Below are 26447 nucleotides of genomic sequence, written 5' to 3'. Positions count from 1 at the left end.
GCATGGGGCCATTTCGGCAAGGTCGCGATCTACTCGGCCGAGCGACGGCGAGGCCAAGTAGAGTGCGGCACGTGAGCTCGGGGGCTATACGACGCGCGATGCTGATCATGATGGCGGCCTCCTCCGTGGTGCTCGCCAGCTGCACCGCGAATCCGCCACCGCCGATCGAGAGCACCGACAGCCCGAAGACGACACCGGCCAAGCCCGGCAAGAACACCGTCGTGGTGGCCATCGACGACATCGGCATCGGGTTCAATCCGCACCTGCGTTCCGATCAGTCACCGGCCACCGCTGCGGTGAGCTCGATGGTGCTGCCGAGCCCGTTTCGGCCGGTACCGAATCCCGGCGTGCCCGGCGCCACCGAATGGGTGCCGGATACCGCGCTGGTGGTCTCGGCCGAGGTGACCGCGCAGGAACCGTTCACCATCACCTATACGCTGCGCAACCAGGCGAACTGGTCCGATGGTGCGCCGATCGCGGCGGAGGACTTCCGGTTCCTGTGGCAGCAGATGATCACCCAGCCGGGTGTCGTCGATCCGGCGGGCTATCGCCACATTGCCGATATCAGCTCCTCCGGCGGCGGCAAGACGGTCACCGTCACGATGACCGAGGCGTATCCGGCCTGGCGTGAGCTGTTCACGAATCTGCTGCCCTCGCATCTGATCAAGGACCAGCCCGGCGGTTTCGCCACCGGTCTGGTCGAGGGCGTTCAGGTGTCGGGCGGCAACTTCCGGATCAAATCGACCGACCGCGGACGCGACGAGATCCTGCTCGAACGCAATGATCGGTACTGGGGTACGCCCGCGGCTCCGGATCAGATTCTGTTGCGCCGCGGCGGAACTCCCGCGCAGCTGGCCGATTCGCTGCGCACCGGTGACGCGCAGATGGCGCTGGTGCACGGTGGTGTCGCGACCCAGGCGCAGCTGGCGGCGATCCCGTCGGTGCGCACCGTGATCATGCCGCAGTCGCGTGAGCTGCAATTCGCAATCAATGGGCGCAGTGGCGATCTCAGCGATCCACGGGTGCGGCGCGGGGTGACCGCGCTGATCGATCCGACGCTGCTGGCCACCGTCGCCGGGCAGACCGGCGGCTGGGTCGAGCCGGTGCGCGCGCAGATCTTGACACCGTCGGATCCCGGATATGCACCGACCGCGCCGCCGCGACCGTCCGCCGAGGAGGCGTTCGCACTGTTGGCTGAGGCGGGTTACGGTCGGGCGCCGGAGACACCGCCGGTACAGTCGCCTACCTCACCCGCACCGCAGCCCCGCTCGGTCGCGAAAAACGGTAAGGCACTGGCGATTCGGATCGGCGCGGTAACCGGTGACGCCACCGCGCTCGCCGTCGCCAATACCGCCGCGGACCAATTGCGCAGTGCCGGAATCGATGCCAGCGTGCGCAGTCTCGCGGCCGATGCCCTCTACGGCAAGGAACTCACCGAGAGCGGCGTGGACGCTATCGTCGGCTGGGAGGTCGCCGGTTCGGATCCGGCCACCGTGCTCGCATCACGTTACGGCTGCCCGCCGGTGGATACCGGTGCCACCAACGGGGATTCGCAGACCGCCATCGAGGCGGCCAAGAAGGCGCCGAGCAATCTGTCCGGCATCTGCGAGCCCGGACTGCAGCCCTCGATCGACGAATCATTGCGCGGTGTCGAGGTTGGCCGGGCACTGGCCGATGCAGAGCCGCGGCTGTGGGCATTGGCGACGGTGCTGCCGATCGTGCAGGACAATGTGGTCGCCGCATCCGGCCCGCGCGTGGACGGTGCGTCGTTGAGCGGCGCCATTCAGGTCGGCATCTTCGGTGATGCGGCGATGTGGCGCAGGATCCCATGACCGGTGGACTGCTGCTGGTGCACGCCCATCCGGACGACGAGTCCATCACCACCGGCGGCAGCATCGCGCACTACCGCCGCCGCGGCGTACCGGTGACGGTGGTGACCTGCACTCTCGGTGAAGAGGGTGAGGTGATCGGCGACGAATGGGCACAATTGGCCGCCGAGCACGCCGATCAGTTGGGCGGCTACCGGATCGCGGAGCTGACCACCGCGCTGACCGCGCTGAAGGCCGGGCCGCCGCGGTTCCTCGGCGGTGCGGGCCGCTGGCGCGACTCCGGTATGGCGGGCACGGCGGCGGCTGAGAATCCGCGGGCCTTCGTGCATTCCGGTGCTGCCGCGGTGGAGGCACTGACCGCGATCGTGCTGGAACTGCGGCCCGAGGTGGTGGTCGGCTATGACCCGCGCGGTGGTTACGGGCATCCGGACCATATTCGGGCGCACTGGGTAACCTCGGCGGCGGTGACCGCTGCGGTCGAGCAGGGCTGGGACACCCCGAAGGTCTATTGGACGGTCACCGACGCAGATATGTTGCGCCTGCACACCGAGGCGCTGGCCCGGCGGACCGTGGAGGGGCTGCCCGGCGCATTGCCGCGCGGCTGGCGGTTGCCCGGCACGGGGGAACTCGCGAGCGTGCCGAGTCATACGGTGACGACCACCATCGATGTATCCGATTCGCTGGCCGCCAAGCGGGCGGCATTGCGGGCGCATGCCACGCAGGTGACGGTCGCGCCGTCGGGGCGCGAGTTCGTGCTGTCCAATAATGTTGCGCAGCCCGTACTTCCGGAGGAGCACTTCATTTTGGTCCGTGGTACGCGCGGTCCGGTCGGGGCCGACGGGCGTGAACACGACTTGTTCGCGGGCCTGTAATTTCCGAGCGTTGCCTGAGGGTTGCTGTCGTTGCCGTTTTCGGCGGCGAGTACCGTCTTTGTGATTTCGGACATCGATGTGGAGGGCAAAGCGGTTCATGACAGCGGTCGGCGACAAGGCTCACCTCAGCATCGAGGATCACGGATACCACAAGAGTCTCAAACCGCGTCAGCTGCAGATGATCGCCATGGGCGGCGCGATCGGCACCGGTCTGTTCCTCGGTGCGGGCGGTCGGCTCGCGAGTGCGGGACCAGGGCTGTTCGTGGTCTACGCGGTCTGCGGTGTATTCGTATTCTTCATTCTGCGCGCGCTCGGTGAGCTGGTGCTGCACCGGCCTTCGTCCGGTTCGTTCGTTTCCTATGCCCGCGAATTCTTCGGTGAGAAGGCCGCATTCATCGCCGGATGGATGTACTTCCTGAACTGGTCGATGACCGGTATCGCGGACACCACCGCGATTGCCCAATATTTTCACTACTGGGCCGGATTCACTCATATACCGCAGTGGGTGCTCGCGCTCATCGCGCTTGTGCTCGTGCTCGGGGTCAATCTGGTCTCGGTGAAGTGGTTCGGTGAGATGGAATTCTGGGCCGCGCTCGTCAAGGTGGCAGCGCTGAGTGCGTTCCTGATCATCGGCACGGTATTCCTGATCGGCCGATTCACCGTCAAGGGTGCGGCGACCGGTCCGAGCGTCGTCGCCGATCACGGCGGACTCTTCCCGGCCGGGATCCTGCCGCTGGTCGTGGTCACCTCGGGTGTCGTATTCGCTTATGCCGCTGTGGAATTGGTGGGCACCGCGGCGGGGGAGACGGAGAATCCGGCGAAGATCATGCCGCGCGCGATCAATTCGGTCATCTTGCGGATCGCGGTCTTCTACGTGGGCTCGCTCGTACTGCTGGGACTGCTGCTGCCCTACACCAGCTACAAGTCCGGCGAGAGCCCGTTCGTCACCTTCTTCACTATGCTCGGTGTGCCCGGTATCGGCAGCATCATGAACGTCGTCGTGCTGACGGCCGCCTTCTCCAGTCTGAATGCGGGCCTGTATTCCACCGGGCGCATTCTGCGGTCGATGTCGATGAACGGCAGCGCGCCCAAGTTCACCGGGGTGATGGGCAGTAATGGTGTGCCCTACGGCGGCATCATGCTGACCAGCCTGATCGCGCTCTGCGGTATCGCGCTCAATGGCATCGTGCCCGAGCGCGCCTTCGAGATCGTGCTGAATATGGCCTCGCTCGGCATTGTCGCGTCCTGGGCCACCATTGTGCTGTGCCAGTTGCAGCTGTGGCGCTGGTGGAAGCATGGCAAACTCCAGCGGCCGCAGTTCCGCATGTGGGGTGCGCCGTGGACCGGCCTGATCACGCTGGTATTCCTGTTCTTCGTGGTGGTGCTCACCGGTGTTGACTATCCGGTCGGCACCTGGACCGTCGCCTCGCTCGCGGTGCTCATTCCGATGCTGATCATCGGCTGGTTCGCAGCCCGCAAACGGGTGCTCGAGATCGCCCGGATGCGCAAGGGCTATACCGGAGAATTCCCGGTCGTCGCCAATATCCCCATTGAAGGCGAGTGATTTCGGCTTAGACTCCGATCATGTACAACTGGGATCTGCAGAACGCCATCGCTGCCTTCGTGGACAGCCTGCGCCCTGGCGCGCAGCAACAGCACGACCTCTACATGTCGGTGCTGTACGCGTTCGTCGATATGCAGAGCCACCTGCTCACCCTCCTCGGTTTCCCGCCGGTCGCGTGAGCGAGCGTCAGCGAGTGAACCGTAAACGCAGCGCGCCGTCGCGCACGGTGGAGCTGAGCGTCAGCGAGGCGCAGCCGTGAGCGAGCGTCAGCGAGTGAACCATAAGCACAGCGCGCCGTCGCGCACGGTGGAGCTGAGCGTCAGCGAGGCGCAGCCGTGAGCGAGCGTCAGCGAGTGAACCATAAGCACAGCGCGCCGTCGCGCACGGTGGAGCTGAGCGTCAGCGAGGCGCAGCCGTGAGCGTCACCTTCGACAAGGCGCCGGACCGCACCTACGGCACCCATGAAAACCTCCCTCTGGGTCCGGCAATCATCGCCGTCTTGGTCTTGGACGCCCTGATCGCCCTCGCCCTCGAGGTCCTCTACCTCCCCACCTATATCAACACCATCGCCTTCCCCCTTTCCGCAGTGCTGGCCGGGGTAGTAAACGTCCTCCTGGTAATGGGAGTCCGCTCCATAACCCACCGCGTAAGCGCAATGTTCCTCCCCGTAGCCGCCTGGACCCTCGGCTTCCTGACCTGCTCCGTAACTGGTCCCGGTGGCGACATCATGCTGGGCAGCGACTGGCGCACCCTGCTGCTCCTGTTCTGCGGCCTTGTCCCGCCCCTCCTCTACATCTACATCCGAAGCAACGCCGGTCTGTTCAGCAGCCACTGACTCTTCTGTCGGAAGACTGTGTCGCGCCCACACTGCTCAGTCGAGGCGAACGGCCAGGGTGGCGATTACCGCGTCGGTGCGGGCGCGGAGGGTGGCGGCCAGGACGGGGCCGCGCGGGTTGTGCAGGGGGCGGTGATACCAGTGGGCGGCTTCTACCTGGGCCAGGAGAACGGTGACTTGGCGGCCGGCTCGGGTTTGGGCGCGGACGTAGCCGACGAGGGTGGTGATGAGACTGCGGCGTGGGCTCGGGAGGACGGTGAGGGGGACACCCGGATCCCACTGCTTCCACTGGGCGCTGAGTCGCCGGGTAGCGGCGTGGTCGATTTCGGCTGCGACGGCAATGATTTCGCCGTCGAAGGCTTGGGCCGTGCGCAGGGCACGGGCGGTGACCTCGCTGACCGCGACAACTGGAACCACGATGAGCATCGGTTCCTGATCCGGAGATTGCGGTGGGAGGAAAGGGATTCGGCCGAGGCTGAGTTGATCGGCGACGCTGCGGTAGTAGTTTTCGGTGCGGGCGAACAGGGTTATCAACGCGGGCACGATGATCAGCAGTAGCCACGCGCCTTCGTTGAACTTCTCGATGAACAGAACCACGGCGGCGACGGCAGTCAGCAGCGCACCGAAGCCGTTGAGGATGGCGCGCGGAATCCAACCGGATCCACGCTGCTCGCGCCAGTGCCGCACCAGCCCGGTCTGGCTGATGGTGAACCCGATGAAGACGCCGACGGCGTAAACCGGTAGCACACGGTGGGTTTCGGCATGCACGACGAGCAACACAGTGGCGGCCAGAATGGCGAGGGCCGCAACGCCATAGCGGAAAACCGGGCGCTCGGAGCGCAACGCGAACAGGTGCGCGACCCGGTGGTCTTTCGCCAGCAGTGACAGCAGCACCGGCAGTCCGCCGAAGCTGGTGTTGGCGGCCAGGCAGAGCGCCAGCGTGACGGCCAGACTGGTCACGTAGAACGGCCACCCGGTTCCGAATGCCGCCGCGGACAATTGCGCGAGCAGGGTGACATCGCCGCGCGGCACCGCGTGATGGCGACGGATGAGCAGTGCCAAACCGAGCAGCATCGTGCACAGCAGCACGCCGAGCGCGACCTCGGTGTGCTGGGCCCGTCGCACCGCGGGCGACCGGAACGACGGCACGGCATTGGCAATCGCCTCGACCCCGGTCAACGCCGAACATCCGGCCGAAAATGCCTTGAGCAGCAACAGAATTCCGACGGTGTCATATGGCACGAACGGCCCCGGATCGGTACCGATCACCGCGACCGGTGTCGAGCGGAACAGTCCGACCATGATCACCGCGAGAATCGCGACGATGAACAGAAGTGTCGGCCCCATCAGCACTTTCGCCGATTCGGCCACCCCGATCAGATTGATCACGGTGAGCAGCGCCAGTCCGCTCAGCGTGATCAGCAGCAGATGATCGGCAAGCCCCGGAAACGCGCTGGCCAAACTGGCCGCACCGGCCGCGAGACTCACCGCGACGGTCAGCACGTAGTCCACCACCAGACTCGCCGCCGCGAGCAAACTGGCACCGCGACCGAGATCCTTCTTCGCCACTGCATAGGAACCGCCGCCATCCGGATGTACGGCGATAACCTGCCGATACGACAGCACCAAAACCAGCAACAGTGTCGCGATCGCCAGCGACACCGGCAACGTCCACGACACCGCCGCCGCGCCCGCCGCGACCAGAACCAGCACGATCGCCTCGGGACCGTATGCCACGCTGGACAGCGCATCCAGCGATAACGCCGACAAACCGCCGATCGCGGTCAGTCGATATTTGTCGCCGCGTTGCATCCGCCGCACGCGGCGATCGGCGATGGGTAACTCCCGCGTCGGTGATACCGGGGTCTCGACCACGCTCACCATTGAACTCGGCGCGATGTCAGCAATCGGTCAGCGACACCGCGCGAGTCGGATCGGCACGCGGTCACCGGGTTGCATGAACTCGATCGGCGGGGTCAGCGGGTGCCCAGGCGGCCAGGCGTTGCCGATTCGATGAGGTCCCAGGCCTGTTCGAGCGGGATGTCGACGACGAGGTAGCGCTTCTTACCGGCTGCTGTGGCGGCCACCACGGTGGCGATGCCGGAGCGGCGCTGCCAAAAGGATTGGCGGACAGTCCAACCGATGATGCCGGGAGCCTCGAGACAGTCGCGATCGCGGTCGAGCGAGCCGGAACGGGTGATGAGCCACGCCGGACTGCTGTCGGTGGCGGGCAGGACGGCGTGGCCGAGGCCGCGGTAGCGGTCGGCGGCCAGCGCGACGGCGATCAGGGCCGGGAGTGCGGGCAACAGCCACCACCATGGTGAAAAGTCCACTCCGGCAAGGGAAAAGTACAGCATCGCGACCGCGAGGATCACGATCGGACTCAGCGCGCGGGTATACCGGCGGCGGCGCGCGACCGGGCCGTGCGCGATCAGCGGTGCGGTGCTCACCGTGGCGCGTGGCGCGTGGCTTGCGCTCGGCTCCGGTTGCGGCGCTCGGCTCACCGAATCTCCGGCCCGTGCGAGTTCGTTCATGGCAGTGGGGCGTCGGGCGCCCCGGGGTGCGAGCAATTCCGCGAGGGTGCGTTCGATGGCGGCGCGCGGTGCCTGGGGGAGGATTTTCTGGCGCGGGCTCTGGCCGGTCATGATGGCTTCGAGTTCGGCGGCACCGGCCATGCGGAGCAGCAGCGGCTCGTTGACGGTCGCGCCGCGGAAACGAGCCAGATCCAGGGTGATCTGTCTGGTCGTGAACAGTCCGTGGCGCAGATGCAATGTGCGGTCGTCGTCGAGCACCCGCAGCCCGAAATACGTTGTCAGATAACGTGCGCAGGCCGCCAGGCTCACGATCACCACGATCGCGACGACCAGCAGTGCGATGGCGACGGCGATGAGCGCCGTACTACCGTCCTCGACGCTGTGCACCGCGTCCGAACTGACCACGATCTGGTCGAACCCGTACTGAATTGCCAAACCGACAATGGGTGCGATGATCGCGAAACCGGTCAGCGACAGCGGCGCGTAACGCACCCAGCTCGCTTGCCAACGACCGATCTCCCGGGCGTTCCCGGACACCGGACGGTCTTTCCGGAGATCTGGAACCTGTTGTCCAGCAGTAGGTTCCGGCGAACCGGCGGTATGGGCGAGCAGCGCCGCCCGCAACTGCGGCACCACATCCGCATCCAACGCATCGAGCTTGAACTTCTCACCCGAATCCGCGTGCTGCCCGGTCCCGATCGCCAACACCGCGAGCCGCAGCACGCGATGCAACAGATCGGCCTCGATATCGACCGACCGGATCCGCGACCGCGGTACCGACAGCTTCTTGCGCTGAATCAACCCGGTCCGCAACTCGATGTCGGTCGGCCCGACCCGATAGGTGGTGGTGAACCAGCGCGTCAGCGCGAAGCCGACGATCACCGCCAATGCGGTGAGCCCCCAGACAGGATTACCGGTATTCGTGCCGAGGATCACCGACCCGATCAGCACCGGAATGAACCTCACGACCTCGTTGACGGGGTGTACCAACAACATTCGCTTATCCAGCCGCAACCACGGCTGCTCCGTCTCCGGCGTGAGATCGGTCTCATACAAACTCACGTCGCATCTCCGCGATGCAATGCGGCGATCTCGGTCAACCGCGTGACGGTCTGTTCGGCGACCGGCAGATCGAGCGCGGAGATCCGCACCGCACCGGCCGAGGACGCCGTCGTGACGGTCACCGTCGCCAGCCCGAGGAATCGCTCCAGCGGCCCGCGCTCGGTATCGACGGTCTGCACCCGGGAGATCGGCGCCACCCGGCTCTCCACCGTCAACCACCCGACCCGGGTGTACACAGCCTCATCGGTCACCTCCCACCGATGCACCGCAAACCGCCACAGCGGCACCACCCCGATGCTCACCGCCGCGAGCACGAGCGCCACCGCGAACACCACCAGCTGCGCACCGCGGTGCTCGGCGTCGACGACAACCCACAAGATCAGCGCCACGGCGGGAATCGCCCAGCCGACCGCGGCCTGAATCGTCCACAAGAGCTTGGCCTTGGTGCTCGGACGCCAGGCCGGACCGGCCATGATCGTGCGCGGCTGCGACATGCTTGCCATGGTTCCACGTCATGGCGCGGCCGTCTCCTTCGTCCGCCCCAACCCACCTACCTGCACGGGAATAATTCGATCGGACGTATCGGAATACTGCGTGAGACCTCACAGTTATCACCCCTCACAAGCACTGGAGGGAGACAGCCCAGGATGTGTAGCGCATGATCGAGGGCGTGACCGAGCTAGCGACCCCGAGCGCCCCGCCCGCACCGCCAACGCCGTCGGCAATGCGCCGTGCGCTGCGGCGGGCCCGCGACGGTGTGACACTGAATGTGGACGAGGCGGCCGTGCTGCTGCACGCACGCGGTGACGACCTCGTCGACCTGTGTCGCAGCGCCGCCCGGGTGCGCGATGCCGGACTGGAATCGGCTGGTCGGCCGAAGACCATCAGCTATTCCCGCAATGTCTTCATCCCGCTGACCAAGCTCTGCCGGGACAAATGCCACTACTGCACCTTCGTCACGGTGCCGGGCAAGTTGCGCGCCGAGGGCAAGGGCATGTTCCTGGAGCCCGACGAGGTGCTGGAAATCGCGCGTCGAGGTGCCGAGCTCGGCTGTAAGGAAGCCCTGTTCACCCTCGGTGACCGGCCCGAGGACCGCTGGCCGGAGGCCGCGCAGTGGCTCGACGAACGCGGCTACGACTCCACGCTGGACTACCTGCGCGCCGTCTCGATCATGGTGCTCGAGGAGACCGGTCTGCTGCCGCACCTGAATCCGGGCGTCATGAGCTGGGAGGAGATCTCGCGGCTCAAGCCGGTGGCGCAGTCCATGGGCATGATGCTCGAGACCACCGCCACCCGCCTGTTCACCGAAAAGGGCAACTGCCACTACGGGAGTCCGGATAAGGATCCGGCGGTGCGGTTGCGCGCCATTACCGACGCCGGACGGCTTTCGGTGCCCTACACCACCGGCATTCTGGTCGGTATCGGCGAAACGCTGACCGAGCGCGCCGAGTCGATTATGGCGATTCGCAAGCAGCACAAGGCATTCGGGCATATCCAGGAAGTGATCATCCAGAACTTCCGCGCCAAGGACGATACCGCCATGCGCGATGTTCCCGACGCCGGTATGGCGGAGTTCCGGGCCACCATCGCGGTCACCCGGCTGCTGCTCGGCCCCGACGTTCCGGTGCAGGCGCCGCCGAACCTGGTGTCTCACGAGGAATGCCAGGCACTGATCGATGCGGGCATCGATGACTGGGGCGGCGTCTCGCCGGTCACCCCCGACCATGTGAATCCGGAACGGCCCTGGCCGAACCTCGATACGCTGCGCGAAATCACCGAGGCCGCGGGCTACCAACTCGTCGAACGCACCTCGGCGCACCCGAAATACGTGCGCGCGGGCAACCCATGGGTCGATCCGCGTATCGGCGCACATGTCGCCGCACTCACCGATCCGAAAACCGGTCTGGCGAATCCGGATGCGCTCCCGGTCGGCCTGCCCTGGCAGGAACCGGACGAGTCGTGGGATTCCGCGGGCCGCATCGACCTCAATACCTCGATCGATACCGAGGGCCGAAATACCGAGAGCCGCAGCGATTCCGCGCTCGGCCAGGATGTCGTCGGGGCCTTCGGCGACTGGGACACCATTCGCGAACAGGCCCGTGACCTCGCCGTCGCGGCACCCGAGCGGCTCGATTCCGATGTGCTCGCCGCGCTGCGAGCCGCCGAAAACGATCCGGCCGGGCTCACCGATGCCGAGTACCTGGCACTGGCAACGGCCGAGGGACCAGCGCTGGATGCGGTGGCTGCCCTCGCCGACCAACTGCGCCGCGACGTCAACGGCGACGATGTCACCTACGTGGTGAACCGGAATATCAACTTCACCAATATCTGCTACACCGGCTGCCGCTTCTGCGCGTTCGCCCAGCGCAAGGGTGACGCCGACGCCTTCACCCTGAGCATGGACGAGGTCGCCGACCGCGCCTGGGAGGCGCACGTCGACGGCGCGACCGAAATCTGCATGCAGGGCGGCATCGATCCGGACCTCCCGGTCACCGGCTATGCCGATCTGGTGCGCGCGATCAAACAGCGGGTGCCATCGATGCATGTGCACGCGTTCAGCCCGATGGAGATCGTGAACGGCGCATCTCGCGGCGGGCAGAGCATTCGCGACTGGCTGGTCGCGCTGAAGGAAGCCGGGCTGGACACGATTCCCGGTACGGCCGCGGAAATCCTCGACGACGAGGTGCGCTGGGTGCTGACCAAGGGCAAACTGCCGACCTCCGCATGGGTCGAGGTGATCACCACCGCACATCGGGTCGGCATGCGTTCGAGTTCCACGATGATGTACGGCCACGTCGACAATCCGAAGCACTGGGTCGGACATCTGCGGGTGCTGCGCGGAATCCAGGACGAGACAGGCGGTTTTACCGAATTCGTTCTGCTGCCGTTCGTGCACCAGAGCGCACCGCTGTACCTCGCCGGTGCGGCGCGACCGGGTCCGACGATCCGCGACAACCGTGCGGCGCATGCCCTCGCGCGGATCATGCTGCACGGCCGCATCGATAACATCCAGACCAGCTGGGTGAAACTCGGCACGGCGGGCACTCGCATGATGCTCAATGGCGGTGCCAACGATCTGGGCGGTACCTTGATGGAGGAGACCATCTCCCGCATGGCCGGATCGCAACACGGTTCCGCCAAAACCGTCGCGGAACTCGCCGAGATCGCCGAGGGCATCGGCCGTCCGGTGCGCGAACGGACCACCACTTATGGGGTACCACCACGGAAGATCTCCGCGGCGTTGCCACTGACAGTGGGCTAGTCGATACCAGATTCCCGGTCGTCGTGCTCGGACGATTCGCAAAGGCGCGGATGTCAGCGGCGTTTCATATCCAGCGAGTGGTATGCGGGATGAAGTTAGTTAGGGCAGGCTGACCGGGAGTAACCTGGGCTGCCGGGCTAGTGTGACGCTGGGCGGACTATCCCCGTGAGGACAGACTAGGAGAGCGGCAGTGCCGTACATCATCGCTGAACCGTGCGTTGACGTGAAGGACAAGGCATGCATCGAAGAATGCCCCGTGGACTGCATCTACGAGGGTGGTCGCATGCTGTACATCCATCCCGACGAGTGCGTGGACTGTGGTGCATGTGAGCCGGTGTGCCCGGTGGAGGCGATCTTCTACGAAGACGACACCCCGGACCAGTGGGGCGGCTACGTGAACGCCAATGTCGACTTCTTCGACGAGCTGGGTTCGCCCGGCGGTGCGACGAAGGTCGGCAAGGTGGATTACGACCCGCCGTTCATCAAAGAGTTGCCGCCCATGGCGACTGAATGAGTAATAGGTACTGAGTGAGTTCTGTGTCACCGCGTCGCCGGGTCAGCGCTCTGCTGCCCGATTTTCCCTGGGACACCATTGCGTCGGTGAAGGCCAAGGCCGCCGCGCATCCGGACGGGATCGTCGACCTTTCGGTCGGCACCCCGGTCGATCCGGTGGACCCGCTGATCCGTGCGGCATTGAGTTCGGTCGCCGACGTGCCCGGATATCCGACCACGCACGGCACGCCCGAACTGCGGGCCGCGGCGGTCGATGCACTGAAGCGGCGCTACGGGATCACCGGACTCGACCCGGCCGCGGTGCTGCCGGTGATCGGCACCAAGGAGCTGATCGCCGGGCTGCCGCGGCTGCTCGGGCTCGGTGCGGACGATCTGGTCGTCATCCCGGAGGTCGCCTACCCGACCTACGAGGTGGGTGCGCTGCTGGCCGGTACCAAAGTGGTGCGAGCGGATGGCCTGACCCAGTTGGGTCCGCAATCGCCTGCCCTTATCTATGTGAACTCCCCGTCGAACCCGACGGGGAAGGTGCTCGGTGTCGAGCATCTGCGCAAGGTGGTGCAGTTCGCGCGTGAGCGCGGCGCGGTCGTGGCCTCCGACGAGTGCTACTTGGGCTTGGCATGGTCCGTATCATCTGGTCGCTCCGCAGGCTCCGCTCCGGGCGGCGCCGTCTCGATCCTCGATCCGGAGGTGTGCGACGGCGACCACACCGGCCTGCTCGCGGTGCACTCGCTGTCGAAGACCTCCAACCTGGCCAGCTACCGCGCCGGATTCGTGGTGGGTGATGCGGAACTCGTCGCCGAATTGCTCGAGGTGCGCAAGCACTCCGGCATGATGGTGCCGTTCCCGATCCAGGCGGCCATGACCGCCGCGCTCGGTGACGACGCCCATGAGGCAGTGCAACGTGAGCGCTACCGTGCGCGTCGCGAGGTGCTGCGAAAGGCCTTGCAGGGCGCCGGTTTCCGCATCGATCACTCTGAAGCGGGCCTCTACCTGTGGTCCACCAGGGGCGAACCGTGCCGCACCACCCTGGAGTGGCTGGCCGAGCGCGGCATCCTCGCCGCACCCGGCGACTTCTACGGACCGGGCGCGGGGGAGTACGTGCGCATCGCGCTGACCGCTTCCGACGAACGCATCGAGGCCGCGGCGCAACGCCTGGCCTGACACGTCCCGCAGTCGTGCCCGACGGCCTGGGAACGGCGTTAGCCTTGGGGTATGGACGCTGTCACGGTAGTCCCTATCCCCAGCAACGAGCCGGTGCATTCCTACGCGCCGGGCAGCCCTGAGCGGGAACTGCTGATCACCAAGCTCACCGAGATCGCCGCCGAATCCATCGATATTCCGCTGGTCATCGGTGGCAAACACCGGCCGGGCATCGGGGCTCGGCACGATATCGTCGCCCCGCACCGGCATCGGCAGGTGCTCGGCACCTACACCGACACCACCCATTCGGAAGCCCACGGCGCCATCGAGGCCGCGATCGCGGCGGCGCCCGGCTGGCGCAGCACGACCTTCGGCGAGCGGGCTGCCGTCTTCCTGCGCGCGGCGGATTTGCTGGCCGGGCCGTGGCGGGAGACGGTCGCCGCCGCGACCATGCTCGGTCAATCCAAGACGGTCCAGCAGGCCGAAATCGATGCGCCGTGCGAATTGGTCGACTTCTGGCGGTTCAATGTCGCCTTCGCGAGCCAGATTCTGCAGCAGCAGCCGCAGTCGAGCGCCGGCGTGTGGAACCAGATGGACTACCGGCCGCTGGAGGGGTTCGTCTACGCGATCACGCCCTTCAACTTCACCGCGATCGCGGGCAATCTGCCGACCGCGCCCGCGTTGATGGGCAATACCGTGGTGTGGAAGCCCTCGCCGACGCAGACGCTCGCGGCCTTCTACACGATGCAGCTGCTGGAGGCGGCGGGACTGCCGCCGGGCGTCATCAATATGGTGACCGGCGACGGTGTCGAACTGTCGGAGGTCGCGCTCGTCGATCCGCGGCTGGCGGGTATCCATTTCACCGGCTCCACCAAGACATTTCAGTTCCTGTGGTCCCAGGTCGGCGCGAATATCGGCCGCTATCACGGCTATCCACGCTTGGTGGGTGAGACCGGCGGTAAGGACTTCATCGTCGCGCACCCGTCCGCCGATCCGGATGCCTTGCGCACCGCGCTGATTCGCGGTGCCTACGAATATCAGGGCCAGAAATGTTCGGCGGCTTCGCGTGCATATATCGCTCGCTCGGTGTGGCGCACGATCGGTGACGACTTCCTACAACTGACCCGCGAAATCAGCTACGGCGATGTCGCCGATCTGGCGAATTTCGGTGGGGCACTGATCGATCGGCGCGCCTACGACAAGAATGTCGCCGCCATCGAACGCGCCAGGTCGGCGGGTATCGCCATCCCGGCGGGTGGCGAATACGACGATAGCGAGGGCTGGTTCGTCCGACCCACGGTGCTGGTGGTGGACGATCCGCACGACGACGCCTTCGCCACCGAATATTTCGGCCCCATCCTCGCGGTACACGTCTACGACGATGCCGAACCCGGCTCTTACGCGGCGGTATTGGCCCAGGTGGAGTCGGCAGCACCCTACGCACTGACCGGCGCGGTCTTCGCACAGGACCGCAAGGCCGTCGAACAGGCCTCGGCCGCACTGCGATTCGCCGCAGGCAATTTCTACATCAATGACAAGCCGACCGGCGCGGTCGTCGGTCAGCAGCCCTTCGGCGGTGCGCGCGCCTCGGGCACCGACGATAAGGCGGGTTCGCCGCTGAACCTGCTGCGCTGGGTCGCGCCACGCACGATCAAGGAGACCTTCGTGCCGCCGGGTGATTACCGGTATCCGCACATGGGGTCGGAATGAATCCACTGCGGCCGGTCATTCTCGCGGCCTCCGCGTCGCCGCGGATGAAGCGCATTGTCACCGCAACGCCGGTTACCGCGGAGATCGTTCGGCGCTTCGTGGCCGGTGAGGGCCGTGACGAGTTGATTCCGGTGGTGCGGGAGCTGCTCGCGAGCCGTCGGCTGGTCAGCGTCGACTTCCTCGGGGAGAACACCACCGACCGGGCACAGGCCGATGTCACGGTGGCCGAATATCTTTCGCTGATCAACGATCTGGCGGCAATGAACGGCTTCCGAGATGCCACGGCGCGCACCGAGGTGTCGGTGAAACTCTCCGCGCTCGGGCAGGCGCTGCCCGTCGACGGCCCGGCCATTGCCACCGAAAATCTGCGCATTCTGTGCACCAAAGCGGCCCAGGCCGGAGTGTGGGTCACCGTCGACGCGGAGGACCACACCACCACCGAAGCCACGCTGACCGCGGTTCGTGAAGTGCGTGCCGAATTCCCCTGGCTCGGTGTCGTTTTGCAAGCCTATCTGCATCGCACCGAGGCGGACTGTCGCGAGCTGTCCGGATCACGAATCCGCTTGTGTAAGGGCGCATATCGGGAACCGCATACCGTCGCCTACCAGCGCTCCGCCGAAGTGACAGATTCCTATCTGCGCTGTCTGGAGATCCTGATGTGTGGTGCCGGCTATCCGATGGTGGCCACCCACGATCCGGTGCTCATCCTCGCCGCCGAACAGCTGGCCGCCGAAACCGGCCGTGGCCCAGACCGGTTCGAGCACCAGATGCTCTACGGTATCCGCGATCCCGAGCAGTTGCGCCTGGCCGCCGCGGGCAATGCCATGCGGGTGTATGTGCCGTACGGCAGCCAGTGGTACGGCTATCTGACCCGCCGCCTCGCCGAACGTCCGGCCAACCTCACGTTCTTTCTGCGCGCATTGGTCAGCAAGTCCTAGGGGATGGCAGCCGGCGGAGCCGGCGGGGTGGGTGAGCTCAGACGAGCGGCTTGCCGAGACGGTGCCGCCTGCGCATATCCCACAGGCAGAGATTCATCGGAAAGAGCCTGGCGGGCTTGGGAAGTATGCGGTGCACGGCGCCGATCGCGCGTAGCAGTCGGTTCGCGAAGCGCTCCTGGCGTTCACTCCAGTTCATGCGCATCTCGGCACGCAGGTGCGGAGGCAGCAGACTGGTCACCAAGAACCGCTGCAGCGGGCCGAAGATCCGCAACGGCCAGGCGACCATCTTCAGATCGATGAGATCGTTGAAGTAGGCGCGGGTGCGGGCATCTACGGTCTTGGTCGCGAGAGTGGTATTCCAGTACTCCTGGAAGGCTTTTCGGTCGCGGGGCCACATTTCCGGTCGCATCTGCAGGGTGGTGCCGAGCCGAGCGGCGTACTGGTACAGCACATCCGCGGTGTCCTCGTCCATCGGCCCGTGCAGCCGCTCCTCCAGATCGACCAAGCCCCAATACAAACAGGCGGCGACCCACAGTTGCAGCTTCGGGTCGAAGGCGTTGTATTTGACCGCGGCGCCCGGCTTGGAATGCACTGCGCGATGTGAGCCGTTGACGGCCTCGCGATAGTTCGCACGATCCTCCTCGGTGCCCATCAGGGCCACCGCGAGATACGTCAGCGTGGTGCGCGTCCGCTTCCACGGGTGCACATCGATCCGGCCGGATTCGACCGTGCTCTCCATGACGCCGTACGCGACCGGCCGCAGGCTCAGCTGCATGATGACATTCGCCGTCCCGCCGAGGAAGGCCGCGATGCCGCTCCAGAATTCGTCCATCGCGAAGTTGTCGACGGTGCCGTAGCGACAGGTCGGTCCGGGATCGGGCGGCTCCACGGGTAGCGGCAAGGTCATCGTTGGCCTCGTCTTTCAGGGGGTCGATCGGCGGAAATCGAAAGGTGATGAGAAGAATTGGTATTTACCTTCTCATCACCTCGATAGCGTGTCAAACGGTCCCCTTATACGAGCGGTTTACCCAGTCGGATGCGGCGGCGAACGTCGAACATATAGGCGTTCAACGGGAACATTCGCACCGGCTTCGGTAGCGGGGTGTGCACCGCCGAAATCATCCGCAGCAGCCGATCGAAGCGGCGCTGATCGCGCTGGGACCAGGTCATTCGCATCTCATTACGCAAATGCTGTGGCAGCAGGCCGGTTACGACGAACCGTTGGAGTCGGGCGAAGGCGAATCGAATTGGGCGCGGCATCATCTTCAGATCGATGAGTGCGTCGAAGTAGTCGCGCAGGGCGGGTTCGATCCCGCGCTTCGGCAGGTTCTCGTCCCAATACCGTTGGAAATCCGCGCGATTGGCGGGCCACATCTCCGGTCGCATCTGCAAGGTGGTGCCGAGCCGGGCGCAGTAGTGGTAGAAGTCCTCGGCCACATCGGGATTCATCGGCCCGTGCATGCGGGTGTAGAGGTCGTCGATGCCCCAATAGAGGCATGCCGCGACCCAGAGTTGCAGTGTGGGATCGAAGGCGTTGTATCGCACCGGACTCGCCGAGGTCGAGCGGACCGGTCGATGCGATTCGTTGACCGCCTCCCGATACAGCGCGCGCTCTTCATCGGAGCCCATCAGTGCCACGGCGAGATAGCTCAGGGTGGTGCGCAGCCGTTTGATCGGGTGCAGTGTGACCTTGCCGCTATCGACCGTGCTCTCCAGTACGCCGCGCCCGACCGGACGCAGGCTCAGCTGCATGATCACATTGGCGGCGCCGCCCAGGAAGGCCGCGACTCCGTCGACGTACTTCTCGACGGTTTCCGGGGTGATGGGCTCGACGGCGGCGGGGCCGACGCGGTCGGGAGTCGGCAGGTAATCGGCACTGCGGAGGGGTTCGGTCATCGTTGACCTCGCCTTTCTGTGGCCGGCCGCGACAAAGGCGGATGGATGAGAAGGTTCTATATAAACCGTCTCATTGCCTCGCGGTGGTGTCAACCACGCTTTCGGGGGCGTTCGTGGGTGGCGCTGACTGACGGCATGCGATGCTAGCGATGTCATCGTGTCATCGGAGCGGAATAGGGGTGGAAGTTATGGCGACGCTGACCAGACTGCTGGCACTGGTGCGCAGCACCGGCCCGGAGGACCGCAACCAGACACGGGTGCTGGATGCCGCTCTGCTGGCGTTCCTGGACTTCGGTATCAAGCGGACCAGCATGGTGGAGGTCGCGCGGCGGTGTGGGCTTTCGCTGGCCACGCTCTACCGGCGCTTCGCGAGCAAATCCGATCTGATCCAGGCCGTCGCGATGCGGCAGGCGCGGCAATTCGTCGAGGAGGTGGATGCGGCGCAGCAGCGGCAGGTCGATCGCGATGCCGGCGCCGAGGATCAGATCGTGGAGCTGTTCGTCGCCTTCCTGAATGGGCTGCGCGGCAATAAGCTGCTCGACCGGTTGTTGAAGACCGAGCCGGAGATCGTACTGCCGTATCTCACGGTCAAGGGTGCGCCGGTGCTCGAGCTCGGCCGCGACTATGTGGCCGAATTCATCACCCGGCTGCAGGGGGAGGGCAAGTTGCCCGAATACGATCCGGAGCCGGTCGCGGAGATGATCGCGCGGACGGCGCTGTCCTTGGCGCTGACGCCGCAAACGGTCCTTCCACTCGACGACGACGCCGCGATCCGCAAGTTCGCGCGCGACCATGTGGTTGTTTCGTTCCGGCTGTAACTTACCCACCCCGTCGGCTTCGCCGACTGAATCACACCAGCCGCAGGCCGAACCGCCTGCGGATGCGCATATCCCACAGGTAGGCATTGATCGGAAACAGCCTGGCCTGCTTAGGCATTCGTGCGGTGATCGAGCCGGTGGTGTGCATAATTCTGGCGAGTTTCCGATCGTCGTCCGCGGTCCAGGTCATGCCCATCTGGTCGCGCAGATGCGCCGGCAGCAAGCCGGTGACCACGAAGCGCTGGAAGCGGGCGAACAGTAAGCGGGCGGGGCGCGGGAGCATCTTCAGATCGATCAGATCGTTGAAGTAGTCGCGGATCGGGGGATCGATGGTGGTCTTCGCGAGATGTTCGGTCCAGTACTCGTCGAAGGCGACACGGTCGGCGGGCCACATTTCCGGACGCATTTGCAGCGTGGTGCCGAGCCGAGATCCGTAGCGGTAGAAGGCTTCCGCGTCGGCGTCGTTCATCGGTCCGTGCATGCGCTCATAGAGATCGCGGGCGCCCCAATAGAGACAGGCGGCCACCCAGAGCTGCAGTTCGGGATCGAAGGCGTTGTACTTGACCGGACTCGCCGCGGTCGACTTGACCGAATGATGCGACAGGTTCACGGCCTCGCGATAGACGTCGCGCTCATCGTCGGTGCCGAGCATGGCGACCGCGAGGTAGGTGAGGGTGGTGCGCAGCCGCTTGATCGGATGCAGCATGACCTTGCCGCTGTCGACGGTGCTCTCCAGCACGCCGTAGCCGACCGGCAACGTACTGAGCTGCATGATGACATTCGCCGTTCCGCCGAAGAACGCGGCGACACCGTCGAGGTATCGCTCGATATCGAAGGCGTCCTCGGCGGGTGTGGACTCGGGTTTACGAAACGGGCTGGTCATTGTCGACCCCGTGCTCATCGTTGAGAAGGAATTGCTTAGACGTTCTCACCGTCTCATGGGTGTGTCAACCGTCACGTTGTCGTCAAGGGGGAGCGTGGTGGTGCGATGTCGTGCCGAAGTAGCGTGAGCGAATGTCGTTCGGTCCGCCGCTGCTGCTTAGTTCGCTCGATCCGCTCGCTGTCGCCGGGGGAGCGGACATACCGGATGCCGTCACCATCGACGGGGTGACATTGTCGCGCAGTGATCTGCTCGGTGCGGCAACCTCGGTGGCCGAGCGCATCGCACGCGCTGATCGGGTGGCGGTACTGGCGCGACCGACCGTGACCACGGTTCTCGCGGTGGTCGGCTGCCTCATCGCCGGGGTGACGGTGGTGCCGGTGCCACCGGATTCGGGGACCGCCGAACTGGCGCATATTCTCGCCGACTCCGGTGCGCAGGCGTGGTTGGGCGAGGCGCCGGAAGGGACGGATCTACCGGTCGTTCCGGTGCGCGTGCACGCGCGCTCGTGGCATACCTATCCCGAACCCGACGCCGCCACACCGGCATTCGTGCTGTACACCTCGGGGACCACCGGTCTGCCCAAGGGGGTTGTGCTCAATCGCGGTGCCATTGCCGCCGGGCTCGATGCGCTCGCGGACGCGTGGGCCTGGACGCCGAATGACGTTCTGGTGCACGGTCTTCCGCTGTTCCACGTGCACGGGCTGATCCTCGGTGTGCTCGGGCCGCTGCGGGTGGGCAGCCCGCTGATCCACACCGGGAAGCCGACACCGCAGGCATATGCGGACGCGCGTGGCACGCTGTATTTCGGGGTGCCGACCGTGTGGTCGCGCGTTGTCGAAGATCCCGATGCCGCAAGGAAATTGCGTGCTGCTCGGCTGCTCGTCTCGGGTAGTGCGCCGCTGCCGGTGCCGGTATTCGAGCGGCTGCGCGAACTCACCGGGCACGCGCCGATCGAGCGGTACGGGATGAGCGAAACGATGATCACGCTGTCCACTCGGTTCGATGGGGAGCGCCGTCCCGGATGGGTCGGCACGCCCGTCGCTGGTGTCGAGACCCGGTTGCTGGACGAGGCCGGTGCGGATGTCGCGCATGACGGCGAGAGCATCGGTGGCCTGCAGGTTCGCGGTCCGATGCTGTTCGACGGTTACCGCAACCGGGCCGAGGCGACCGCCGAATGCTGGACCGAGGACGGCTGGTTCAAGACCGGTGATGTCGCGGCCATCGATGCCGATGGTTTCCACCGCATTGTGGGCCGGGAATCGGTCGATCTCATCAAGTCCGGTGGCTATCGCATCGGCGCGGGCGAAGTCGAGACCGTACTGCTCGGACATCCGGATGTGGCCGAGGTTGCGGTAGTAGGGCTCCCCGACGCCGATCTGGGACAGCGGATCGTCGCGTACGTCGTATTGCGAGGTGCCGCAGCGGATTCCATCGAGAAGGCTCTCATCGAGCATGTGGCCGAACAGCTTTCGGTACACAAGCGCCCGCGCGAGGTCCGCGTGGTGGATTCCCTGCCGCGCAATGCCATGGGGAAGGTGCAGAAGAAGCTGCTCGGCTGAACAGCTTGACCTCTACTTCGGTTCAGGTTCTACGGTCGCCGGTATGAGTGCAGCACTGACACCCGAACAGATCGACTACCTGGCCACCCAGCGCCTGGGCCGACTGGCGACCGTACGCCCCGACGGCTCACCCCAGAACAGCCCGGTCGGCTTCCGCTACAACGCCGAACTCGGCACCATCGATATCGCGGGCTGGAATATGGGCAAGTCCTGGAAATTCCGCAACATCGCCACCAACAACCGCATCGCCTTCGTCGTCGACGACGTCGCTTCCGTCCAACCCTGGCGCGTTCGCTGCCTCGAAATCCGAGGCACCGCAGAACAATTGACCGACGTAGAGCCTTATATCTCCGGCGTCTCCCGAGAAATGATCCGCATCCACCCGACCCGAATCATCGCCTTCGGCCTAGAGGCCGGCGTCACCCATGGGTAGCGCCTGTCGCAGAACGGATCACGTCCTCCCAAGCTGGTAGCGGCAGCATGACCGCATGCTTATCGTTATCGGCGGGCTGCCCGGCACTGGCAAACGACGCTGGCACGACTGCTGGCCGGGCGAATCGGTGCAACCCGCGCTCGCCACCGATATCTCCGGAACACGATGCGGTCTGAGCGCGAGGTTTCAATCGGGCGCGGGATCCGTGGTTGCCGTCGCCGGTATTCCGGTATGCGTTCGATCTCGCCGGAGGGCAGTCCCGTGCTCGACTGTGCTTCATCACTACCAGAACTGGCGACCGGCAAGCCAGCATCGACGCTTTCTATGCCGCGTTCTCCGAATCTGGTGTGGAGACAACTCATCTGAGCCTGTTCGACAAGCCGAACGTCGCCGACATGTCTGCGCATCTACTCGGCCAGGATGTGATCTGGGTTGATCCCCCTTTTTGTTTATCCGCAGTTCCGGGGCCGGTGGAAATGAGCATGTGAAGCGCTTCGGAAGGCCGCCGAGGCCTACCCGAAATTCTTTCTCCGACTGGGCGATCGGGAACCCCGCCACCGTGAACGCTCGATGATGGCCACCGTGTGTGACGCGACACTGCCACATACGGGTGGCCGGGAGGTGAAAACCCTCCCGGCCACCCGTTAGAGCACCTTTCGCTGTCTACCGGTACACAATGCCGGAAAACGGTGAATTGCCCAGGCTAGGCAGTACCACCGCCACCCGTTTCCGGAGACCCTTCGGGAACGTCCCCGCCACCGCCGGGTCCTTGCTCGCCGGGTCCTTGCTCGCCGGGTCCTTGCTCGCCGGGTCCTTGCTCGCCGGGTCCTTGCTCGCCGGGTCCCTGCTCACCCGGTCCCTGCTCACCGGGTCCCTGCTCACCCGGTCCACCCGGGCCACCCGGTCCACCTGGACCACCGGGAAGACCCGGAATACCGATACCGGGAATACCGCCCTCGGGAATCGGAATGGGGATGGGGATGGGAATAGGGATGGGGATGGGGATAACTCCGCCACCGCCGCCGGGGACGGGAATAACTCCGCCACCGCCGCCGGGGACGGGGATGGTTGTCGCCGGCGTTGTCGGCAACGTTGTCGGCGGCCCGGTCGTCGTTGTCGGCGGCCCGGTCGTTGTCGTTGTCGGCGGTGCTGTCGTCGTGGACGTCGGTGGGATAGTGCAGTTGGGTCGGGTGATCCTGTTGTTGTCCAGGGTGACCGAGCCGTTTCGCGCCAAAAGCCGTCCCTCCACGATGGTTCCGGTCTGCGCCGAGATCGAGGTCAACGCCATGATGGTTCCGACGAAGGTGGTGTTGGTGCCCAGTGTCGCGGAGCTACCCACCTGCCAGAAGACGTTGCACGGTGAGGCCCCGTTGATGAGGGCGACCGTGCTGTTCGATGCCGTGATCAACGTAGATCCCGCTTGGAAGATCCAGACCGAGTTGGGATCATTTTGCCCATCGAGGGTGACTGTCCCGGTTAGGCCCATGGGGCCCGCCGTGTTGTACACCCCCGCGACCAGTGTTTGGCCGCCGAGATCTGGGGGAGCAGCGGTGGCGGGACCGCGACCCGCAGCATCGTTATATGCCGTAGTCAGATCCGTTTGCGCTTGCAACGCCACCGCGTCGGCAGCGTGGAAGGTTCCCGTTCCGGGGGTAATAAGTCCCGGCGGAAACCCGGTAATCGCACTCCCCGGGCTGACCCCCACATCACCGGCGATGATCGTAGGCCCCGTGTTGGTGACCGTCTGGCCCGCCAGTACCGCGAAGGACGCGGCTGTCCCCAACCCGACAGGGGGCTGGGCCGCTGACGCTGTTCCATTGAATATCAACAGAACTGTGGCGGTCACAACCGTCACCGCAGCGATGATCAATCGTCCGACCGGACGCGCCCGGGGCGAGTTGGACGGCAATGTCACTGGCTTCCCTTCGCCGTTGAACGGCACACGTGTGAATGTCACTGTCTGTCTTCGATGCAACTGGGATGCGTGGATGGGTCGGTCCGTCGCGATTTGCCCACCGCTGGTCTAGAAGCTTCCAAACCGGCCCGACCACGCCGATAAGACGAAGCCAGAAATTAACCCATCCAGGGTCTATCGACTTACGAAGTACCTTTCGATGCCGATGCCGATGCAGCGGGGCGTGGGCGATGCTCGCGTCAGTTTGCTTGCTACTGGATCGGTGTCACGGTCGAGTCTCGCCACGGAAGTATCAGCGGTTCGCAAATACACTGCGCGATCCCTCTTCTGGCGGGCGACCACGCAAGCGCCCTCGAGGCCCGTCCTTGGGGGCACCACCAATCACCAAACAGGAAGAGGTCAAACAAAACATGGGCGGTCTCATCAGCGGTCTGCTGCCGATCATAGGCAACCTTCTCACCGGTGTCGTCAGCGTTCTGGTCCACTCGCTGCTCTGACACGAATGTTTGGTTGCGGTCCGGCCCCCGATATCTCGAAACAGTCGGTCGGGGGCCGGGCCGCAAACAATTCACTACGCCCGCTACCTAGGTGATCAACCGACCGAGAGGCTGTTCGAATGATCCTCCAGCCCGTAATCAACCTCGTTACAGGACTTCTCGCCGTCGTGGGAGACACACTCCATTTTCTGACCGGCGGCCTGCTCTAGGGGTTATGGCAACCACAGCGGGATGAACGTGAAGTGTGGCAAGTCCAAGTAAAAGGCTCGAGTCTGTGAGAGGTCGGATCGTAGTGTCGAGGAAGATAGCTCGAGCACTCGCCGTAACCGGCGTGTGTGCCGTCATCGCAGCGACCGGCGCCGTCGTCGCCCAACCCTCTGCCGCTGCTCCGGAATTCGATCCGAGCGATTGCCCGGCCCTGTACACCCTCGGTGTTCAGGGCACAGGGCAGTCCTCTCTCAGCGCCTCGCCCACCGTCGACACCGGCATGCTGTCGGGCGTTTTCGCGCCATTGCTGGCCAGCATTTCGAAGCCCGGAGCGGTCGATCGCGCATACGTGCCCTATCCCGCGGCGTTCGGCGGGATCGTGCCCGGCGCTGCCACGCCGCCGTACGCACAATCCGTCTTCGCGGGACTCGACGAGCTGCGCAGCATGGCCCGCGCGATCAGCAATAGATGCGAGAACACCAGCCTGGCTTTGCTGGGGTATTCACAAGGGGCACACGTTGTTTCGTTGTTCCTGCGGGAGGTAGGGCTCGGATACGGTGTGGTGGCACCGGACAAGATAGCTGGCGCCGCACTCTTCGCCGACCCGACCCGTGACCCGGGGGCACCGGTGTTCCCCGGCGCGCCGGGACAGCGCACACCCGCCCCCGCACCCGGCACCGACCGAACAGCATTCGCGGGGCTGCCACCAGTTGCACAGACGATGCCAGCGGGCGGTGGCATCGGACCGCAACAAGACATTGCCGCAGACTTCGGCGCGCTCACTGGACGCGTGGCCTCGTTATGCGTTGCAGAAGACCTCGCCTGCGACGCACCCACCGGCGCACCGATACTGCACGCGTTGACGAACATCATCGGTCAGGCACTGCTTTCCCCGCTCGACCCATTCACCGTACTGTCCTCGATCATTCAAGCCGTTGTCGCGACAACCGTGAAGACCGCCGCCGCCGTGGTAAGTCATGACGTGGACGGCAATACGGTCGAATCACTGACGCTGACGTCCGAAAGGACGCTCAGTCAGCGTCTTTCCGAAGCATCGGACCCGCGGGTACCGGTTTATGGTCCCGACGCGCAGGCGGCGTTGCTCAAAGTGGCTACAGTCACGCTCAATATTTTGCTCGCGGTAGTAGGTGTGACACTCGAACCGAGCGAGGTCGCCGAGATTCTCAGCGTGGGCGAGAATCAACCGTTGGACGGCATTGCCCTTCTTACGGAAAAGATTACTGGCCCGCGATTCCCATCGGAGCCGATCGGACCCGCCGGGAACCTGGTGACACAAGCGTTCGACGCGGTCGCCTTTGCCGTCGCAGACAACGCCGCGCTGCTCGAACCCGCAATGTGGGCGAGATATCAGGATGTTGTCGCACGCCACGGCGCCTATGTATGGGAATCCGTCACCGAAACCGGCCAGACGCCCACCCAATTCGTCGCGGACTGGTTTTCAGCGCTGGCACGCAGTCTCGCGACCCGGACAGGCTCTACCGTTAAGGCCAAGGCTACCGCTGCACCGAGTGCTGCCAGTCGGCCAATCGATCCACATCAGGCCGTAGCGCCAGGCGATGCATCTCCACCGTCGAGCCAGGCCGCCGAACAAGCTACAGCCAAATCCACGCTCCTACATCGCGCACCGCTAAAGCGCATGTCAGCATCCGTTACCGCTGACCAAGCCGACACCGCTATGTGGGATTGCGTGTGGATGCTCCTGGTGTTCCTGGTTTCGTGGCGACTGCTTCGACATCGGCTCACCGCTGGCGATGACGCCGGTGTCCGATCCAACTTTCTTGCAGGGTCCGCGAACTCACCCTTGAACAGCGCCAGCTGGTATTGGAGCGCGCCGCCGATAGCCGCAGCAGTCGGAGCCATGTCGATTATCGCGGTGTCGTCGCGCGAGCTCCTGTAGGGGATTTCGACAAATCGCCATTTTGCAGTGGTGGTGGGTTGGCGCCCTCATCGACCAAGGTT

Annotated in this window: 23 protein-coding genes and 1 pseudogene; 17 read left to right on the top strand and 7 right to left on the bottom strand. The window is 65.1% G+C overall.

All coding sequences use genetic code 11. The features are described 5' to 3' along the window. The first annotated feature begins 98 nt into the window (after positions 1–98). The 5 genes from OIE68_RS25325 (at position 99) to OIE68_RS25305 (ending at position 5100) form a co-directional block, all read left to right on the top strand. Positions 99–1832: an ABC transporter family substrate-binding protein gene (locus tag OIE68_RS25325; protein ID WP_327101800.1), complete on the top strand. Its 1734-nt coding sequence runs from the start codon at positions 99–101 to the stop codon at positions 1830–1832. Beyond that, positions 1829–2701 (top strand): N-acetyl-1-D-myo-inositol-2-amino-2-deoxy-alpha-D-glucopyranoside deacetylase, encoded by an 873-nt coding sequence (gene mshB, locus OIE68_RS25320; RefSeq protein ID WP_327093584.1) that lies wholly within the window; start codon positions 1829–1831, stop codon positions 2699–2701. The genes OIE68_RS25325 and mshB overlap by 4 nt, the downstream gene beginning before the upstream one ends. 97 nt (positions 2702–2798) lie before the next feature. Further along, positions 2799–4265: an amino acid permease gene (locus OIE68_RS25315; protein ID WP_327093583.1), complete on the top strand. Its 1467-nt coding sequence runs from the start codon at positions 2799–2801 to the stop codon at positions 4263–4265. Between the two features lie 20 nt (positions 4266–4285). Further along, entirely contained in the window at positions 4286–4444 is a 159-nt protein-coding gene (locus OIE68_RS25310; RefSeq protein ID WP_169338103.1) for a hypothetical protein, read from the top strand. A gap of 236 nt (positions 4445–4680) precedes the next feature. Next, on the top strand, positions 4681–5100 hold the full coding sequence (locus tag OIE68_RS25305; protein ID WP_327093582.1) for a hypothetical protein: 420 nt from the start codon (positions 4681–4683) through the stop codon (positions 5098–5100). A gap of 36 nt (positions 5101–5136) precedes the next feature. Here the strand turns inward: OIE68_RS25305 and OIE68_RS25300 are convergent, their stop codons facing one another. The 3 genes from OIE68_RS25300 to OIE68_RS25290 all read right to left on the bottom strand — a co-directional run bounded on the left by OIE68_RS25300 (position 5137) and on the right by OIE68_RS25290 (position 9190). Next, on the bottom strand, positions 5137–6975 hold the full coding sequence (locus OIE68_RS25300) for an APC family permease (protein ID WP_419150560.1): 1839 nt from the start codon (positions 6973–6975) through the stop codon (positions 5137–5139). Positions 6976–7076: 101 nt separating this feature from the next. Continuing rightward, positions 7077–8630: a PH domain-containing protein gene (locus tag OIE68_RS25295; protein WP_419150799.1), complete on the bottom strand. Its 1554-nt coding sequence runs from the start codon at positions 8628–8630 to the stop codon at positions 7077–7079. A gap of 62 nt (positions 8631–8692) precedes the next feature. After that, a complete protein-coding gene (locus OIE68_RS25290; protein WP_327093580.1) occupies positions 8693–9190 on the bottom strand; it encodes a PH domain-containing protein in 498 nt (165 codons plus the stop codon). Between the two features lie 164 nt (positions 9191–9354). Between OIE68_RS25290 and OIE68_RS25285 the strand changes: the two genes are divergently transcribed. The 5 genes from OIE68_RS25285 (at position 9355) to OIE68_RS25265 (ending at position 16259) form a co-directional block, all read left to right on the top strand. After that, positions 9355–11958: a bifunctional FO biosynthesis protein CofGH gene (locus OIE68_RS25285; protein WP_327093579.1), complete on the top strand. Its 2604-nt coding sequence runs from the start codon at positions 9355–9357 to the stop codon at positions 11956–11958. 190 nt (positions 11959–12148) lie between these two features. Then, positions 12149–12472, top strand: coding sequence for a ferredoxin (fdxA, locus tag OIE68_RS25280; protein WP_063046612.1), 324 nt, complete (start codon positions 12149–12151; stop codon positions 12470–12472). A 23-nt stretch (positions 12473–12495) separates the two neighbouring features. Next, a complete protein-coding gene (dapC, locus tag OIE68_RS25275) occupies positions 12496–13632 on the top strand; it encodes a succinyldiaminopimelate transaminase (RefSeq protein WP_327101798.1) in 1137 nt (378 codons plus the stop codon). Between the two features lie 51 nt (positions 13633–13683). Next, positions 13684–15321: an L-glutamate gamma-semialdehyde dehydrogenase gene (gene pruA, locus OIE68_RS25270; RefSeq protein ID WP_327093578.1), complete on the top strand. Its 1638-nt coding sequence runs from the start codon at positions 13684–13686 to the stop codon at positions 15319–15321. Further along, the gene (locus OIE68_RS25265; protein ID WP_327093577.1) at positions 15318–16259 is read left to right on the top strand and encodes a proline dehydrogenase family protein; all 942 of its coding nucleotides are present in this window, start codon (positions 15318–15320) and stop codon (positions 16257–16259) included. Before pruA ends, OIE68_RS25265 begins: the two co-directional genes overlap by 4 nt. A 37-nt stretch (positions 16260–16296) precedes the next feature. Here OIE68_RS25265 and OIE68_RS25260 read toward each other — a convergent pair whose 3' ends face one another. Both OIE68_RS25260 and OIE68_RS25255 read right to left on the bottom strand, forming a co-directional pair. Further along, entirely contained in the window at positions 16297–17166 is an 870-nt protein-coding gene (locus OIE68_RS25260; protein WP_327093576.1) for an oxygenase MpaB family protein, read from the bottom strand. Positions 17167–17270: 104 nt separating this feature from the next. Beyond that, positions 17271–18155, bottom strand: coding sequence for an oxygenase MpaB family protein (locus OIE68_RS25255; RefSeq protein WP_327093575.1), 885 nt, complete (start codon positions 18153–18155; stop codon positions 17271–17273). 188 nt (positions 18156–18343) lie between these two features. Between OIE68_RS25255 and OIE68_RS25250 the strand changes: the two genes are divergently transcribed. After that, the gene (locus OIE68_RS25250; RefSeq protein WP_327093574.1) at positions 18344–18973 is read left to right on the top strand and encodes a TetR/AcrR family transcriptional regulator; all 630 of its coding nucleotides are present in this window, start codon (positions 18344–18346) and stop codon (positions 18971–18973) included. Between the two features lie 31 nt (positions 18974–19004). On the opposite strand, the gene OIE68_RS25245 is transcribed toward OIE68_RS25250, so the two are convergent. Beyond that, on the bottom strand, positions 19005–19856 hold the full coding sequence (locus OIE68_RS25245; RefSeq protein ID WP_327093573.1) for an oxygenase MpaB family protein: 852 nt from the start codon (positions 19854–19856) through the stop codon (positions 19005–19007). Between the two features lie 131 nt (positions 19857–19987). Here OIE68_RS25245 and OIE68_RS25240 point away from each other — a divergent pair, with 131 nt between their 5' ends. From OIE68_RS25240 to OIE68_RS25230, 3 genes are all read left to right on the top strand, one after another. Continuing rightward, positions 19988–21415 (top strand): acyl-CoA synthetase, encoded by a 1428-nt coding sequence (locus OIE68_RS25240; protein ID WP_327093572.1) that lies wholly within the window; start codon positions 19988–19990, stop codon positions 21413–21415. 43 nt (positions 21416–21458) lie between these two features. Further along, a complete protein-coding gene (locus OIE68_RS25235) occupies positions 21459–21848 on the top strand; it encodes a PPOX class F420-dependent oxidoreductase (RefSeq protein ID WP_327093571.1) in 390 nt (129 codons plus the stop codon). A 209-nt stretch (positions 21849–22057) separates the two neighbouring features. Further along, positions 22058–22336, top strand: coding sequence for a hypothetical protein (locus tag OIE68_RS25230; protein WP_327093570.1), 279 nt, complete (start codon positions 22058–22060; stop codon positions 22334–22336). A 215-nt stretch (positions 22337–22551) separates the two neighbouring features. Here OIE68_RS25230 and OIE68_RS25225 read toward each other — a convergent pair whose 3' ends face one another. Further along, the gene (locus tag OIE68_RS25225) at positions 22552–23703 is read right to left on the bottom strand and encodes an ice-binding family protein (RefSeq protein WP_327093569.1); all 1152 of its coding nucleotides are present in this window, start codon (positions 23701–23703) and stop codon (positions 22552–22554) included. Between the two features lie 425 nt (positions 23704–24128). Between OIE68_RS25225 and OIE68_RS25220 the strand changes: the two genes are divergently transcribed. The 3 genes and pseudogenes from OIE68_RS25220 to OIE68_RS25215 all read left to right on the top strand — a co-directional run bounded on the left by OIE68_RS25220 (position 24129) and on the right by OIE68_RS25215 (position 26385). Further along, complete coding sequence (locus tag OIE68_RS25220; protein WP_327093568.1) at positions 24129–24260, top strand: hypothetical protein; 132 nt, start codon at positions 24129–24131, stop codon at positions 24258–24260. Positions 24261–24747: 487 nt separating this feature from the next. Further along, positions 24748–25293, top strand: a pseudogene (locus OIE68_RS47155) (cutinase family protein); the annotation flags it as partial. Positions 25294–25326: 33 nt separating this feature from the next. Next, positions 25327–26385 (top strand): hypothetical protein, encoded by a 1059-nt coding sequence (locus tag OIE68_RS25215; RefSeq protein WP_327093567.1) that lies wholly within the window; start codon positions 25327–25329, stop codon positions 26383–26385. Positions 26386–26447: the final 62 nt, after the last annotated feature.

This window comes from Nocardia vinacea (genome assembly GCF_035920345.1).
GTDB classification, from domain to species: domain Bacteria; phylum Actinomycetota; class Actinomycetes; order Mycobacteriales; family Mycobacteriaceae; genus Nocardia; species Nocardia vinacea_A.
The sequence above is the reverse complement of the archived record's forward strand: the minus strand, read 5'-3'. Positions and strand labels throughout refer to the sequence as shown.

What these genes read in the sequence shown, in the direction of transcription:
- OIE68_RS25325 (WP_327101800.1), top strand. Translation starts at nt 99, where the DNA reads ATGCTGATCATGATGGCGGCCTCCTCCGTGGTGCTCGCCAGCTGCACC.
- mshB (WP_327093584.1), top strand. Translation starts at nt 1,829, where the DNA reads ATGACCGGTGGACTGCTGCTGGTGCACGCCCATCCGGACGACGAGTCC.
- OIE68_RS25315 (WP_327093583.1), top strand. Translation starts at nt 2,799, where the DNA reads ATGACAGCGGTCGGCGACAAGGCTCACCTCAGCATCGAGGATCACGGA.
- OIE68_RS25310 (WP_169338103.1), top strand. Translation starts at nt 4,286, where the DNA reads ATGTACAACTGGGATCTGCAGAACGCCATCGCTGCCTTCGTGGACAGC.
- OIE68_RS25295 (WP_419150799.1), bottom strand. Translation starts at nt 8,630, where the DNA reads ATGTTGTTGGTACACCCCGTCAACGAGGTCGTGAGGTTCATTCCGGTG.
- OIE68_RS25290 (WP_327093580.1), bottom strand. Translation starts at nt 9,190, where the DNA reads ATGTCGCAGCCGCGCACGATCATGGCCGGTCCGGCCTGGCGTCCGAGC.
- OIE68_RS25285 (WP_327093579.1), top strand. Translation starts at nt 9,355, where the DNA reads ATGATCGAGGGCGTGACCGAGCTAGCGACCCCGAGCGCCCCGCCCGCA.
- pruA (WP_327093578.1), top strand. Translation starts at nt 13,684, where the DNA reads ATGGACGCTGTCACGGTAGTCCCTATCCCCAGCAACGAGCCGGTGCAT.
- OIE68_RS25265 (WP_327093577.1), top strand. Translation starts at nt 15,318, where the DNA reads ATGAATCCACTGCGGCCGGTCATTCTCGCGGCCTCCGCGTCGCCGCGG.
- OIE68_RS25260 (WP_327093576.1), bottom strand. Translation starts at nt 17,166, where the DNA reads ATGACCTTGCCGCTACCCGTGGAGCCGCCCGATCCCGGACCGACCTGT.
- OIE68_RS25255 (WP_327093575.1), bottom strand. Translation starts at nt 18,155, where the DNA reads ATGACCGAACCCCTCCGCAGTGCCGATTACCTGCCGACTCCCGACCGC.
- OIE68_RS25250 (WP_327093574.1), top strand. Translation starts at nt 18,344, where the DNA reads ATGGCGACGCTGACCAGACTGCTGGCACTGGTGCGCAGCACCGGCCCG.
- OIE68_RS25245 (WP_327093573.1), bottom strand. Translation starts at nt 19,856, where the DNA reads ATGACCAGCCCGTTTCGTAAACCCGAGTCCACACCCGCCGAGGACGCC.
- OIE68_RS25240 (WP_327093572.1), top strand. Translation starts at nt 19,988, where the DNA reads ATGTCGTTCGGTCCGCCGCTGCTGCTTAGTTCGCTCGATCCGCTCGCT.
- OIE68_RS25235 (WP_327093571.1), top strand. Translation starts at nt 21,459, where the DNA reads ATGAGTGCAGCACTGACACCCGAACAGATCGACTACCTGGCCACCCAG.